Source organism: Cupriavidus mimosae, assembly GCF_023952485.1.
Classification (GTDB): Bacteria; Pseudomonadota; Gammaproteobacteria; order Burkholderiales; family Burkholderiaceae; genus Cupriavidus; species Cupriavidus taiwanensis_C.
The window spans coordinates 1-14,513 of record NZ_JALHRY010000015.1 but is presented as its reverse complement, the minus strand read 5'-3'; the positions used below and the strand labels follow the sequence as shown (position 1 = coordinate 14,513).

The 14,513-nt window shown below is 69.7% G+C and carries 12 protein-coding genes; 6 read left to right on the top strand and 6 right to left on the bottom strand.

What is annotated here, in order from left to right; all coding sequences use genetic code 11:
- Positions 1-13 precede the first annotated feature (13 nt).
- Positions 14-793 carry a class I SAM-dependent methyltransferase gene (locus tag MKD50_RS23965; protein ID WP_252668981.1) on the top strand — a complete coding sequence of 260 codons (780 nt, stop codon included), beginning with the start codon at positions 14-16 and terminating at the stop codon, positions 791-793.
- A 66-nt stretch (positions 794-859) separates the two neighbouring features.
- Here MKD50_RS23965 and MKD50_RS23960 read toward each other — a convergent pair whose 3' ends face one another.
- The 5 genes from MKD50_RS23960 to MKD50_RS23940 all read right to left on the bottom strand — a co-directional run bounded on the left by MKD50_RS23960 (position 860) and on the right by MKD50_RS23940 (position 7,176).
- Positions 860-2,074 (bottom strand): glycosyltransferase, encoded by a 1,215-nt coding sequence (locus tag MKD50_RS23960; protein ID WP_115699344.1) that lies wholly within the window; start codon positions 2,072-2,074, stop codon positions 860-862.
- A gap of 74 nt (positions 2,075-2,148) precedes the next feature.
- Positions 2,149-3,525, bottom strand: a complete 1,377-nt coding sequence (locus tag MKD50_RS23955) for a hypothetical protein (RefSeq protein ID WP_252668979.1) — start codon at positions 3,523-3,525, stop codon at positions 2,149-2,151.
- Complete coding sequence (locus tag MKD50_RS23950; RefSeq protein ID WP_115699342.1) at positions 3,519-4,709, bottom strand: glycosyltransferase family 4 protein; 1,191 nt, start codon at positions 4,707-4,709, stop codon at positions 3,519-3,521. Before MKD50_RS23950 ends, MKD50_RS23955 begins: the two co-directional genes overlap by 7 nt.
- Entirely contained in the window at positions 4,706-5,971 is a 1,266-nt protein-coding gene (locus MKD50_RS23945; protein ID WP_115699341.1) for a hypothetical protein, read from the bottom strand. The genes MKD50_RS23950 and MKD50_RS23945 overlap by 4 nt, the downstream gene beginning before the upstream one ends.
- A complete protein-coding gene (locus tag MKD50_RS23940; protein ID WP_240071355.1) occupies positions 5,968-7,176 on the bottom strand; it encodes a glycosyltransferase in 1,209 nt (402 codons plus the stop codon). Before MKD50_RS23940 ends, MKD50_RS23945 begins: the two co-directional genes overlap by 4 nt.
- Positions 7,177-7,447: 271 nt before the next feature.
- On the opposite strand from MKD50_RS23940, the gene MKD50_RS23935 reads away from it, so the two are divergent.
- The gene (locus MKD50_RS23935) at positions 7,448-8,173 is read left to right on the top strand and encodes a polysaccharide deacetylase family protein (RefSeq protein ID WP_252669063.1); all 726 of its coding nucleotides are present in this window, start codon (positions 7,448-7,450) and stop codon (positions 8,171-8,173) included.
- Here MKD50_RS23935 and MKD50_RS23930 read toward each other — a convergent pair.
- Positions 8,170-9,294 (bottom strand): glycosyltransferase family 4 protein, encoded by a 1,125-nt coding sequence (locus MKD50_RS23930; RefSeq protein WP_252668977.1) that lies wholly within the window; start codon positions 9,292-9,294, stop codon positions 8,170-8,172. The two genes, MKD50_RS23935 and MKD50_RS23930, sit on opposite strands and share 4 nt — an antisense overlap.
- Before the next feature lie 235 nt (positions 9,295-9,529).
- On the opposite strand from MKD50_RS23930, the gene MKD50_RS23925 reads away from it, so the two are divergent.
- The 4 genes from MKD50_RS23925 to MKD50_RS23910 all read left to right on the top strand — a co-directional run bounded on the left by MKD50_RS23925 (position 9,530) and on the right by MKD50_RS23910 (position 14,185).
- On the top strand, positions 9,530-10,084 hold the full coding sequence (locus MKD50_RS23925; RefSeq protein ID WP_092314884.1) for an LbetaH domain-containing protein: 555 nt from the start codon (positions 9,530-9,532) through the stop codon (positions 10,082-10,084).
- Between the two features lie 238 nt (positions 10,085-10,322).
- The gene (locus tag MKD50_RS23920) at positions 10,323-11,432 is read left to right on the top strand and encodes a polysaccharide biosynthesis/export family protein (protein WP_501993636.1); all 1,110 of its coding nucleotides are present in this window, start codon (positions 10,323-10,325) and stop codon (positions 11,430-11,432) included.
- Between the two features lie 3 nt (positions 11,433-11,435).
- A complete protein-coding gene (locus tag MKD50_RS23915) occupies positions 11,436-11,939 on the top strand; it encodes an arsenate reductase/protein-tyrosine-phosphatase family protein (protein ID WP_115699338.1) in 504 nt (167 codons plus the stop codon).
- On the top strand, positions 11,936-14,185 hold the full coding sequence (locus MKD50_RS23910) for a polysaccharide biosynthesis tyrosine autokinase (RefSeq protein WP_115699337.1): 2,250 nt from the start codon (positions 11,936-11,938) through the stop codon (positions 14,183-14,185). Before MKD50_RS23915 ends, MKD50_RS23910 begins: the two co-directional genes overlap by 4 nt.
- Positions 14,186-14,513: the final 328 nt, after the last annotated feature.

Sequence of the window (14,513 nt, the reverse complement as noted above, 5' to 3'; positions counted from 1 at the left end):
GAGGGGACCCGTCATGAGCCAAAACACCGCCGCCACGCAAACCGCGCTGGCGCAACGCCTGATGCAAACCATCAAACCGCTGGTGCCCGTCTGGCTGCGCACGTACTACCACGTGCGCCAGGAGCAGCAGCATGACGCGCGCTACGGCACCAAGCCGCCGGGCGAAGTGTTCTCGGACGTCTACCACAGCAGCCTGTGGGGCGAGGCCGACGAGCCGGGCTTCTTCAGCGGCACGGGCTCGCACGATCCGCGCATCGTCAAGCCCTATGCCGAGGCGGTCATCGCGCTGCTGCGCGAGCTGCCGCGCAAGCCCGACGTGGTCGACCTGGGCTGCGGCGACTTCCATATCGGCAGCCACCTCCGCCCGGCCTGCGGGCGCTATGTGGCCTGCGACGTGGTGGCGCCGCTGATCGCGTCCAACCGTGCGCGCTACGCCCATCTCGACGTGGATTTCCGCTGCCTCGACATTGCCGGCGACGAGCTGCCCGGCGGCGACGTGGTGTTCCTGCGTCAGGTGCTGCAGCACCTGGACAACGACAGGATCGCGCGCGTGCTGGCCAAGCTGCACCGCTACCAGGTGCTGGTGCTGACCGAACACCTGCCGCTCACGCCGGACTTTCCGCCCAACGCCAAGAAGCGGCTGGGGGCCTCGACGCGGCTGGCGCGCATGGTGCCGAGCGGCGTGGTCCTGACCGCGCCGCCGTTCAACCTGAAGCCGGTGCACAGCCGCGTGCTGTGCGAGGTGCGCGAAGGCGCGGGCGTGATCCAGACCGTCGCCTACACCCTGCATTGAGCCGGCGCCCGCGCAACGGCTGCGTGGTGCGGGCCCCCCTCCGGTCTCTGCTGATCTCGATTGATCTCAGCTAGCCTCGGCCTCCGTCGTCGCAGTGGCCGAGGCCGGGGCCAGCGCGGCCAGGTAGATGGCCTCGTACTGGTCCAGCGCGCGTTCCGCGGAGAAATGCCGCACCCACGCCAGCGAGTCGGCGCAGAGCTGATCGAGCCGCGCCTGCGGCCACGACAGCAACTCCAGCAGCACGCCCACGTTGCGCCGGGCCCAGGCCTGCGCCTGGTCCGGTTCCATCGGCTCCATCAGCAGCGCCAGCCCGCCGCCGATCTCCTGCATCGGCGCCCGCGCCGTGGTCAGCACCGGGGTGCCGCACGCCATGGCCTCGATCACTGGCCAGCCGAAGCCCTCTTCCAGACTCGGGAACAGCAGCACCGCCGCAAGCGCATAGGCGGCGTGCACGGCCGCGGTGGACATGCCCTCCAGGAAGCGCACCTTGCCGCCCAGCCGCTCCGCGCCGGCGGCCAGCTCGCGCATGGCGGGGGTCGGCTCGGGGCCGATCATCCACAGCGGGCGCGGCGCCGCAGCGGCGCCGCCCGCGCTGCTGGCCTCGCAATAGGCCTGGTATAGCGCCAGCACGCCTTCGCGGTTCTTGTACCACTGGTTGCCGCCGATATGGACCAGCATGCCGGGCTCGATCTCGTCGACGCTGGCGGCGCGCAGCCGGCGCATGGCGACATCGGAGGTGAGCGGGCGGAACGGGTAGTTGAGGCCGTTGTGCACCACCCGCACGCGCGGCGTAGGGCCCGGATGCAGGCGCAGCAGGTCGTGCGCAGTCTTCTCCGACACCGCGACAAAGTTCCGCCCCAGCCCGATGCCGCGCAGGATCAGCGCCTGGTAGAGGCGCCCGCTGGCCGACAGCTGGCGCCCGGGAAACTCGCCGGCGGCGGTGCGCTGGGCGATGAAGTCGTGGCAGTGGATCACATGCGGGCGCCGGTGCAGCAGCCACATCCACATGCCGAGCGAATGGTCGGTCAGCACCACCAGCGCGCCGGCGCCCTCGCGCCGCAGCCGCCACCAGGCCCACGCGGGGAACAGCATGTACTGGTCGACGTAGCCGAGCCACTTGCGCAGGCCGGGGCGCGTCGACAGCCGCACCAGCACCGCGGGCGGGGTCCATAGCTGGGCCTCGTGGCCACGCTCGCGCATGCCTTCGACGATCATGGCCGCGAAGCGGTCCATGCTGTGGCTGCCGAAAAAGACGGGATGACCGAACAGGATGAGCCTCATATTGCTTTTCTTCGCGGATCGATGTGGATGCCCGATGTAGATGTCCGGTACGTTGCGTGGCTCGCCGCCTGCCGCTAGCGCGGGTGTCGTCGCCGCGGCCGCGCGCGCTTGTTCGCGCCCGTCAGCCGCCCCTGCCGCTCCAGCCGCGTGACCGCCATGGTGAAGCCGACAAAGAGAAAACCCAGCACGTTCGCGGTCAGCTGGCCGATCAGCGACCACGTCAGCAGGCACAGCGTGCTCACCAGCCAAAGCAGGATGGCAAAGCAGTTGCCGCTGCGGCGCGCCGCGCCGATCGCAAGCCACATGCCGGCCCCGCACACGGCGAACTTCAGCGCCACGTACAGGTAGCCCAGCAGGCCGGCCTCCTCGATGGTGCGCCCGGTCTCGGTCTCGGACAGCATGAAGGTGATTTCGCCGCGCTCGAGGTAGCTGGCCAGGTTGCTGCCGCGCCCGAGCCCCGCGCCCAGCAGGGTCGGCTTGGCATAGGCCTCGCTCTCGCCCAGGAACATGGTGCCGACGCGGTCGCCGAAGTCTTCGTCTTCGGCGGCGTCGTGGAAGCGCTGCACCGTGCTTTCGACGGACTCGCTGAACACCACCATGCCGACCGCTCCCATCAGCACCGCCACGCCGACCCAGACCAGCACGCGGCGCTTGGCCACGGCGCGCCCGAACATCAGGGTGCACAGCGCCGCCACCGCGAACAGGCCCGGCAGCAGCAGCACGGTGGCGCGCGAACCGCTGACCAGCACGCTGACCAGCAGGCTGCCCAGCACCACCAGCGCATACAGCCAGTGCCGCTTGCCGTCGCCGCCGATCACGTATTGCAATGCGATCGGCATGGTGATCGCCAGGAAGGTGGTGTAGCCCAGCGTGAACGAGAACGTGCCGGTGGTGCGCACGATGTCGCCGACCATCATGAAGACGCGGTCTTCGTCGCCGTCGACCTGCCGGTTCAGGAAGCTGCCGGGCGGCAGGAAGTGCTGCATCACCACCAGCGGCGCCATCAGCACCATCAGCACCAGCGTGGTCTTGCAGATCGCCGCAACGTCCTCGGGCTCGAGCAGCAGCGCCGCGGCCACGCCGAACCACACATAGAGCAGCCAGAAGCGCAGCCCGACCAGCATGATGGCGAGGGTGCCGTCGCCGGCGATGGCCTGCACCAGCCCCCACGCCAGCACCAGCGCGCTCCACAGCAGCAGCAGCCGCATCGCCCGCCGCGCCGGCGTGAAGCCGCCATAGCGCATGGCGTAGTAGACGCCATAGACCGCCAGCAGGTCGCGCAGCAGCACCAGCGGCAGGCTCAGCGAACCCGCTATCCACTTGCGCGCCGCGCCTTCCAGGACGGCCACCAGGAACACCAGCAAAAACACAGTGCCGAAGGTGGTGCGGGCCTGCCGGTGGATGCGCGAGCGCGCCGGCGGCGCCAGGGGTGCGGCGGAGTGGCTCAGCATAGCGTCGCGATGGTTGCGACCGCGGCGCGGCGATACCTGGCCCAGGTGTACTTCTCCCCGGCCAGGCTCGCGTACGGGCGCGCCTCGTCCAGGCTGGCGCGCACCGTGGCAAGCTCCAGCATGCGGTCGTACAAGGATTGCGCGCTGACCTGGACGACCCAGCCCGCGCGCGGGAATTCCTGCAGGATCTCCTTGGCCCCGACCCGCTCCGACACCAGCGCCGGCGTGCCGCAGGCAAGCGCCTCGGCCACCACCATGCCGAACGAATCGAAGCGCGACGGCAGCACCAGGCAATCGGCGTCGGCCAGCTCCTGGTACAGCGCCGGCTGCGGCAGCGCGCCGAGCAGCCTGACCCCGGGGGTCGACGCCAGTGCCGCGGCCAGCGCGGGCTCGGCGCCGCCGCCGGCCACCGCGAGCTCGGCCTCGGGCACGCGCGCGCGCACCATGGCGAAGGCCTGTAGCAGCAGGTCGACCGCCTTGAGCGTAGTCAGCCCGCCGGCGTACAAGAAGCGCGTGCCGGCGCGCGTGCGCCGCCGCTGCACGTTGCCGGGCAGGCTGGCGCCAAGCAGGATCGGCCTGAGCTTGGCGTCCGGCACGCCGGCCTGCGCGTAGGTCTGCGCGGCGAATTCAGAACAAGTGATGACCAGGTCCGCCAGCTCTACCTCGCGGTCCTTGCGCGCGTCGATGCAGGCCAGGTAGGGATCGGGCTGCAGGCCCAGCAGGGCCGCCGCCGTGGCGCGATGCACCGCCGGCGCGTCGAGCACGCAGCGCGCGCCGATACGGCGCGCCGCCTCGAAGGTCTGCATCGCCGAGTTCTCGTAGGCCACCACCACGTCGGGGCGCAGCGCCTCGACGCGTCGCGCCGCCCATGCATCGAACAGGTGGAACACGCGGTGCGCATAGGCCGACTGCGACATGCGCAGATAGCGGTTGAGCCCGACGCGGCGATGCAGGCCCAGTTTGAGCATGGCCGGAAAGCACAGCGGATGGCGGCGCAGCGCCTGCGGAATGCCGACCTCGCGCACCTTGGCGCCGAGCGCGGGCGGCAGCCACCACGGCACCGGCTCGCCCGGCCCGCGCACCGGCACGCCCGACCAGTACTGGCACAGCAGGCCCTGCTCGTGGAGCGCCAGCGCCATCTGGTGCGAATGCTGCAGGCCGGGGTGGGTGACCAGAACCTTCATGGGCGGCCCCCATCGACGCTCAGCACCGGCGGCGGCAGCAGCCGTCCGGCACGGATCGCGCCCGCCAGCTCGCACAGCACCGCGGCGCCAAGCCCGGAAGCCAGGCCGGCCTCGAACCACAGCACGCCGCGCAGCGTGGACAGGTCGAGCAGATGGGGTGCGACCAGGCACCAGGCGATCACCACCGGCACCTGCATGTAGTTGAAGTGGTTCAGGCCGCGGTTGGCCAGCAGTTCCCAGGCCACGCCGGCAATGCTGTAGGCGCCGGCGCCCAGGCAGGCGATCAGCACTTCGGAGGTCAGGCCGGCGTAGTTGGCGCCGACCAGGCGCAGCAGCAGCCCGGGCCACAGCCAGGCCAGCAGCACCAGCGTGCCGGCCGGCAGCGAACCCAGCAGCAGCCAGCCCAGGTACTGGCGCAGCACGTGCTCGCGCGCCTGCGCGAAGCGCGGCACGACATAGGCGCCCACCACGATGCTGACCGGCACCAGCAGCTGGCCGATGCGCGACAGCGCGCCGATCGCCGCGGTCTGGCTGACCGCGCCGTAGAACGCGACGATCGCGAAGGCGAACTGCGACTGCAGGCAAAAGAACGCGTCCATGGGAATCTGGCGGCGCGTGATGGCGCGGATCGAGCGCTGGTCCTCGGCCACCGGCTCGGCCGCCCGCGCCGGCAGTTCGCGGCGCAGCCAACGGCGCACGAACGGCACGCGCAGGCCGGCGAAGAGCGTGTTGACCAGGCTGGCGGCCAGCGCGCTCTGCAGCCCCAGCACGTAGACGCCCCATGACAGCAGTAGCCGCGCGCCCGACAGGCCGGCATCGAGCGCCTGCAGCGCCGGCGCGCGGTTGGCGAACAGCAGCACCTGGTCCACCACGCGCGACTGCATGTCGAAATACCACATCGTCAGCAGCGTCAGCAGCAAGGCGGCGATCAACGCCAGCGATGCATGGTTGCGGTACATCAGCACGCCGGCGATGATCAGCAGCGGCGGCAGCAGGAAGGCCGAGATGCGCTTGCGCTGCGCCAGCGCGGCGCGCGTAGCCTGCGCCGCGCGCTCGCGGTCGGGCCAGGTGCGCCCCAGGATGGCATTCAGCCCGAAATGGATGCCGCCCTTGGTGACGATCGACATGGCGCCGACGATGGCGCCGGTGACGGTATAGATCGCGTAGTCGCCGACGCTGAGCCAGTGCGCCAGCAGCAGGCCGGTGATGGCGCCGAGCCCCTGCGACAGCACCGCGAAGACGAAGATGCGCAGCGCTTTCATGGCGTGCCGCCCGGCGTGGCGCTGGTGGCCGCGGCATCGGCGGCCGGCACCGGCAGCGGCCGCTCGCTCAGGATGTCCAGCAGCCGCTGCGCGCTCTGGCGCACCTCGAAGCGTCGCTGGAAGCAGGCTTGCGCCTGCACCCGCATACGCGCCTGCGCGCCGGGGTCGGTCTGCAGCCACTGGCGCAGGCACGCGCCAGTGCCCTCCGCAGTATCGGCGCCGGCCAGTCCGGCGCCATCGGCAACGATTTCGCGCCAGATATTGACCTTGTCCGAAATCAGCACCGGCACGCCGCAGCCCAGCGCCTCGGCCACGGCCACGCCAAAGTTCTCCTGGTGCGACGGCAGGGTGAAGACTTCGGCGGCGTGGTAGGCGCCCCACTTCAGGTCGCCCGACAGCATGCCGGTCCAGCTGAACCGCTGCGCCAGCCCCAGGCGTTCGGCCTGGCGCACCAGGCGCTCGCGCAGCGCCGCCTCCACCGGCCCTGCCAGCACCAGCTGCAGCCGCGGGTCGGCATCGGCCACGCCGGCAAAGGCTTCGACCAGCAGGTCGCAGCCCTTCTTCTCGTGTATACGCCCTAGGAACAGCACGATGCGCTTGCCGCGCAGTGCCGGAAACGCGGCGAGGAACCCCTCGCGCAACGGCACGGCCGCGGTGGGTGGTTGCGCGGTGCCGTATCCGGCCACCAGCTCGCGGCAGCGATAAGGCCAGAACGCATTGCGCGAACGCCTCTGCTCTTCCTCGCAGGTGAACAGCACCGCGCGCGCGCCGCGCAGCACCCAGTAGTCACCCAGCAGCCAGTACAGGCTCTTCTTCACATGCTTGAGCGGATAGCGTTCGCGGAACCACGGATCGAGCATGCCGTGGGTATAGACAAAGTACGGCACCTCGCTGCCGCGCAGCGCGAGGCAGGTGGCGAGCGCATGGAACTGCCACAGGCCCTCGACCAGCACTGCGTCGTAGTCGGCCGCATGGGTGCGCAGCCACGCCAGCATCCTGGGATTGAAGCCGTATTTGGTCGAGGTCGGCCCCAGCGCGACCACGTTCATCTCGCTGGCGCGCACGAACGGTGCGTCGGGTGCATCGCCGCAGCAGACGTCGATCTCGGCGCCGCGTTCGCGCAGCGGCTGGCGCAACTGGCGGATGCCTTCGATGGGCCCGCCCCCGGCGGGGTCGATGGAGGGTATGACGTGCAGCAATTTCATGGTGCAGGGCGATCTCCGGAATGCGCGCGTCGTGCCCGCTGTGTGCCTGGCACTGGCCCCCCGGCTGGCGCCATTGGCAAGCGGGGCCATACGTCCTCGTGCCCGCAGCATGAGCCAGCGCGGCCGCGGCCTCTGTTCGCTGCCACACACCCGCGCCGGCCAGTGCCGGCGCCGCCAGGCCAATGTGGACCAGCGCACCGAGCCGGTCCCCGCAGCGCACCAGAATGGGCTGCACCGGCGCCATCCGCATGGCGCGCACCTGGTACCTGCCATGCCGATTCCGATCCTGATGTACCACCAGATCGACGCGCCGCCGCCACGCCGCTCGCCCGGGCGCGGGCTGTGGGTGCCGCCCGCGCGCTTTCGCCGCCAGATGCGACTGATGCACCGGCTGGGCTATCGCGGCCTGAGCATGCGCGACCTGATGCCGTACCTGCACGGCGAGCGCAGCGGCAAGGTGTTCGGCATCACCTTCGACGACGGCTTCCGCAACGTGTTCGAGCACGCCATGCCCGCGCTGGATGCGCTCGGCTTCACCGCCACCAATTACTTTGTCTCGCGCCAGCTGTCGGGCAGCAATGTCTGGGACCGGGATCTTGGCATCCGTCCGGCGGCGCTGATGAGCGTGGCGCAGATGCGCGCATGGCACCAGCGCGGCCATGAGGTCGGCTCGCATACGCTGGACCATGTCGACCTGCGCCGCATGGCGCCGCACGAGGCGCGCCGGCAGATCGCCGCGTCCAAGGACGAGCTGGAACAGTGGCTCGGCGTGCCGGTGAGCGCCTTCTGCTATCCCTACGGCAGCCAGGACGCCGCGCACCGGGAAATGGTGCGCGAGGCCGGCTACGCCAACGCCACCATTACGGCGCGCGGCCTGGCCCGTGCCAGCGACGACCCGTTCGGCCTGCCCCGCGTCAGCGTCTATTGCGCCACCGGCATGCTTGGCTTCCTGCGCAAATGCCTGACCGCGCACGAAGACCGCTGGCGCGAAGCCTAGCGGCCCGCTTCTGAACCCTGCTGCTCGGGGTTGAACGGTACGGGCTCGTGCGGCTCGCTGGGATGCCGGGTGAAGCGCGCGATGGCCTCGGCATAGCGGTGCGCCACCGCCTTGCGTTCATGCTCGCGCAGGAACTGGCGCGTGCCGGCCTCGTCCCGGCGCGACGAGCCGGCCAGCACGGCGGCCATGGCCGCATGTAGCGGCTCGGGCGCCGGCTCGACCACCCAGCCGAAGTCGCCGACCGCTTCGGGCAGGCCGCCGCGCTGGCTGACGATCACTTCGCAGCCCGCCGCCAGGCCTTCCAGCGCGACGATGCCGAACGACTCATAGCCCAGCGACGGCGCCACCAGGCATCGATGCCGGCCCAGCAGCGCCGCCACGCCGGCGGCGCACTGGCAGCCGGCAAAGTGCACCGCGGCCGCGCAGCCAAGCCCGTCGGCCAGCCGTGCCAGGGCCTCGCGCTCGGGCCCGTCGCCGACGATGGTCAGGCGCGCATGCGGGTGCTGCGCGTGCAGGCGCGCGAAGCTGCGCACCAGCAGGTCCACGCCCTTCTCCGACACCAGCCGCCCGACGAAGATAAAGCTTCCCGGCGGCCGGGCGTAGGCAGGCGGCGCCGCTGCGAACAGTTCGTCGCGATAGCCGTTGTGGATCACCAGCGGCGAGCCCGGCAGCCAGCCGGCCAGGTAGTGGCTGACGCAAATGCCGTCGTAGAAGCGCGATAGCCAGCGCTTGATCGGACCGGTCCAGGTGCCGCGCTTGTGGCCATGGACCACGTAGGGGCCGTGGTGCGTCAGCACGATGCGCCGGCGCAGCGCGCTGGCCAGCATCACGTCGTAAAAGGTCAGGCCGACGAACAGCACGCGCCGGTGGCGCAGCATGGCGCGCGCCAGCTGCAGCTTGCCGCTGACCCGGGTCACGGCGAACGGGAACGTGATGGCGTCGCCCGGCGCGGCCGGCGTGCGCGTAGCCACTTCGACGGGATAGCCCAGCTCCGTCAGCCCCCTCGCCAGCTCCTCGGCGAATCGCTCCATGCCGCCGATCAATGGATGGAAGGGGGCACTGTAGATCAGGATACTGGGCAGCGGCGCAGGGGTCTCGCGCAGCTGCAAGGGTTGCATCATCGCGTCATGGCTCCGGTGGCGCAGCGGGCAAGCACACCTGTGCCGCTGTGTCCTGCCTGCAGCATGCGCCAGCGTCGGGTGCCGCTCCGTGCGCTGGCGCACCTGCGTGGAGCGTGATGGCGGCCGCGGCAAGTCCGACGGTCTCTCGCCCTGCTTCTGTGGCGCGGCGCACCGATGCGCGGCACGGCTTCGGGCGAGCATCGCCGCAATGCCTGCCGTCCCGGGAACGCTCCGTATGATCATTCAGCACACCCATCGCACCTCCGGCCCGTCGTTTTCGCTGTCCAACCGTGTGCGTCGGCAGCTATGGAACTGGGTATGGCTGTGGCTATTCCGCCCCAGCCTGCGCCCGATGCATGCCTGGCGCGCCGCGTTGCTGCGGCTGTTCGGCGCCCGCCTCGGCCGCGACGCGCGGGTCTACCCCGCAGCGCGGATCTGGGCGCCGTGGAACCTGGTGATGGGCGAGCACACCGCCGTCGCCGACGGCGTGACCCTCTACAACATCAGTCCGATCACGCTCGGCGACTACGCCATCGTGTCACAAGGCTCGCACCTGTGCACGGGCTCGCACGATTACAACAGCGAAACCTTCCAGCTGATTGCGTCGCCGATCACGCTGGAACGCCATGTGTGGGTGTGCGCCGAAGCGTTCATCTCGCCAGGCGTGACCTTGCCCGAAGGCGCGGTGATCGCGCCGCGCACGGTGGTCACCAAACCGCTGCGCGATGCGTGGACGGTGTATGGCGGAACGCCCGCGCGGCCCATCGGCCAGCGCCGTCCGCAGCCATGAGCCGCGTCGGGATGCATGCCCCGCGGCGCATTCGACCAGTGCGCGGCAGGCCACCCAGGGCGCCCGCGGCAGTGTGCGAGAGCGCACCGATTCACGCTAACCGCCGCCCTAGGCTGGGAGCATCGGGGGCCTGCCGTGCTGGCGCAGGCCCAGCCTAATACGCAGGAGCAATGTCGTGGAAACCAGTCAATGCCGCACCGCTTGCCTCACCCAACCCACCCGCGAGCCGCTCCGGCGCTTGCTGCCCGGCCTGTGCGCGCTCGGCACCGTGCTGCTGCTGGGCGGCTGCGCCGCGTCGCCGGGGATGCACTTCAGCCCGACCGCGAACGTCGACGCCGTCGGGCCGGACGCCAAGCCGGACATCACCCCCATCACCATGGACCTGGTGCGCGAACTGCGTGCAAAGAGCAAGCCCACCAATGACCGCGTCGAAGAACTGTTCGCCACGCCCAAGCCTTATGTGATCGGCCCCGGCGACATCATCTCGGTGGTGGTGTGGGACCACCCGGAACTGGTGTTTCCGACCCAGACCTACAGCATCGGCGCCGGCTTCGAGGTGCCGGCCTCCACCGGCGGCTCCAACATGCCGGGCTATGTGGTCAGCCCCAATGGCGACATCCAGTTCCCGTATGCCGGCGTGATGAAGGTCTCCGGCAAGACCGCCAACCAGGTGCGCGACGAGATGGCGCGCGTGCTCTCGCGCGTGGTGCGCAATCCGCAGATGACGGTGCGCGTGCTGGGCTTCCGCAGTCAGCGCGTCTATGTCGACGGCGAAGTGCGCACCCCCGGCATGCTCGCCATCGACGACGCGCCGATGACGCTGGTCGAGGCACTGAACCGCGCCGGCGGCGTGCTCAACAACACCGGCGACAACAGCCGCGTGCGCGTGACCCGTGGCGAGCGCAGCTGGTACGTGAACATCCCCGCGATGCTGGCCAAGGGCGTCGACCCGTCACGCATCCTGCTGCGCTCGGGTGACATCGTGCGCGTCGAGCAGCGCGAGGACAGCAAGGTCTTCGTCACCGGCGAAGTGGTCAGGCCGACCTCGCTGCTGATGCGCAACGGGCGCATGACGCTGAACGAGGCGCTCGGCGACGCCGGCGGCGTGAACCCCAACTCCGCCAACGCCGAGCAAATCTACGTGATCCGCAAGACCGCCACCGATTCGGCCAAGGTGTTCCATCTCGACGGCACCTCGCCGGTGGCGCTGGCGATTGCCGAAGGCTTCGAGCTGGAGCCCAAGGACGTGGTCTACGTGGACGCGCGCGAAGTGGTGCGGTGGAGCCGCGTCATGACGCTGGTGGTGAGCCCGCTGGTGGGCGTCAACAGTCTGGCTACCCGACCTTGAGCCATGCTGCAGGCGCCGCCCCTGATTTCCGATGAAGCCGCGATGATCCGCTCGATCCTGGTGGTGTGCCTGGGCAACCGCTGTCGCAGCCCGATGGCAGCAGACCTGCTGCGCCAGGCCTTGCCCGACTGCCGCATCAGTTCCGCCGGTCTGGCGCCGCCGGTGGGTGCCGGCGCCGATCCGCGCGTGATCCGGCTGCTGGCCAAGGACGGGCTGGACCTGGGCGCGCACCGGGCGCGCGAACTCGACGACGACATGGTCGACGACGCCGACCTGGTGCTGGTGATGGACAGCGAGCAGCGCGAATGGCTGGAGCAGCGCTTCCCGCGCGCGCGCGGCAAGACCTTCCGCCTGTGCGAGGCGGCGCAGGCGGATATTCCCGATCCCTACGGCGGCTCGCAGGCGATGTTCCTGATCGTGCTGGGGTTGATCCGCGAGGGCGTGCAGGCATGGACGGCACAGATTCAATCCGAAGCACACGCAACCCGCTACGGGGAGGCAACATGAGCAACATCAAGAACCTGCGTGACTACGAGGCCCAGGCCCCCGAAGGCGATGAGCCGTCATCGGACCTGACTTCGTATGTCGACGTGCTGATCCGTTACCGCTGGACCTTCCTCGCGGTCGCCGCGGCGGTGATGGCAGTCGGGCTGCTGTTCGCGTTGCTGTCCAAGCCGGTCTATCGCGCCGACATCCTGGTGCAGGTGGAGGACCAGAACAGCGGCAGCGTCAACAATACCAACAAGCCCACCGCCACGGTGTCGCCGGTCTACGACGCCAGGCCGGCCCCTTCGACCGAGATCGAGCTGCTGCGCTCGCGCATGGTGGTTGGCAAGGCGGTCGACGCGCTGCAGCTCGACATCTCCGCGTCGCCATTCTATTTCCCGGTAGTCGGCGCGGCCGTGGCCGGCTTCAACCGCGAGCTGTCGCAGCCGGGGCTGTTCGGCAAGGGCGGCTATGCCTGGGGCAGCGAAGCGATCGCGGTATCGCGCCTGGAGGTGCCGCCCGCGATGGAGCGCCGGCTGATCACCGTGACCGCGCTGGGCAACGACAAGTACCGCCTGGCCTTTGCCAGCGATGATGCCGTGGCCGAAGGCAGCGTCGGCGTGCCGCTGACGGTGGCGACCCGCAGCGGCAAGGTCACGCTCGAGGTGAGCCAGCTCGAAGGCCGCCCCGGCGCGGTGTTCCATGTCTCGCGCGTGCCACGCGCAGTGGCCATTGCCGACCTGCAGAGCAAGCTGATGATCACCGAGCGCGGCAAGCAGAGCGGCGTGATCGGCGTGGCGCTGGAGGGCACTTCGGCAGAGAAGACCGCCGCCATCCTGAACGAGATCGGCAACGAGTATGTCGAGCAGAACCTGCGCCGCAAGGCCGCCGAGGCCGAGAAGTCGCTGGCCTTCCTGGAAGCGCAGCTGCCGCAGCTCAAGCAGCAGCTGGAAAGCGCCGAGTCGCGCTACAACGCCATGCGCAACCAGCGCGGCACCATCGACCTGAACGAAGAATCGCGGCTGGTGCTGTCGCAGTCCGTGGCCGCCCAGACCAAGCTGGCGGACCTGCGCCAGCGGCGCCAGGAACTGATTGCGCGCTTCACGCCCAACCATCCGGCGATCGAGATCATGGACAAGCAGATCGCCGATGTGAACGCCGAGATCGGCGCCGTCGGCGGCAAGATCCAGCGCCTGCCGGATATCGAGCAGAACGTGCTGCGGCTGATGCGCGATGTCCGGGTCAGCACCGAGATGTACCAGTCGCTGCTGAACGACGTGCAGCAACTCAGGCTGGTCAAGGCCAGCAAGATCGGCACGGCGCGGCTGGTGGACCCGGCCGAGGTGCCGATCCGCCCGGTCAAGCCCAACCGCAAGCTGATCGCCGCGGCCTCGGTATTGCTGGGCCTGCTGGCCGGCATCGCGGTAGTGGTGCTGCGCCGGCTGTTCGATGGCGGCGTCGCCGACGCGGACGAGATCGAGCGCGAGACCGGCATGACGGTGTACGCGACGGTGCCCTACAGCGCGGCGCAGTCGCGCCTGCGCGGCGGGCCCGATATCGACAAGTTGCTCGCCAGGCGCATGCCGGACGACCCGGCGGTGGAAAGCCTGCGCAGCTTCCGCACCTCGCTTCAGTTTGCGCTGCTCAACAGCGACAGCAACAACGTGGTGGTGATCACCGGGCCGGCGCCAGAAGTGGGCAAATCGTTCATCTCGGCCAATTTCGCCACGGTGCTGGCCACCGCCGGCCGTCGCGTGGTGCTGGTCGACGCCGACCTGCGCCGCGGCGGGCTCAACCACCATTTCGGCAAGCCGCGCGTGCCGGGACTGACCGAATTGCTGACCGGCACGCCGCTGGAGCAGGTCCTGCAGCGCGACGTGGTGCCGGGACTCGACTTCATCGCCACCGGCTCGGAACCGCCGCTGGCGGCCGACCTGCTGCAGACGCGCGGCATGGATACGCTGCTGGCCACGCTGCGGAACCGCTACGACGTGGTGCTGCTCGATACCCCGCCGGTGCTGGCCACATCCGACGCCGGCGTGCTGGCAACCAAGGCCGGGGCCGTGTTCCTGGTGGCGCGGGCCGATGCCAGCACGGCATCAGAACTCAAGGCCACGCGGCGCGCGATCGTGCAGGCGGGGAGTGATATCAAGGGGGTGATTTTCAATGGCCTGAAGGTGGAGGGGCGGTGGTATCGGGCGCATTATCACTTTGGGAAGTATCGGTATATGAATCAGTATGGGGGGGCTAGTTCTAAGAGGGCTTGACGTAGTTGTTGGGGGCCTTTTGGGCTGGTCGCTGTTGGTGACATGCTGTCGGCTGTTGAACCGCGTGGTTCCGCCCTGCTGGGCGGGTCACTTTTTGGCCGAGCGCCAAAAAGTAACCAAAAAGCGCGTTTACTGCCCTGCAGGCGGCATGTCTTATCGTAGTGTGCCCGGGGGTTTTCGTACGGGGCTGGGCTTCCTCGCATAGCGGGACTGCCTGCCGCAGGGTGCACCACGGTGGCGGGGGCGTTGAAGTGGTGATTGAACGAGCCCAGAGCGCGGAGTGGTCCCTGCTGCGGGCCTTACCGTAGGAACGCCTACGGCTGCGCTT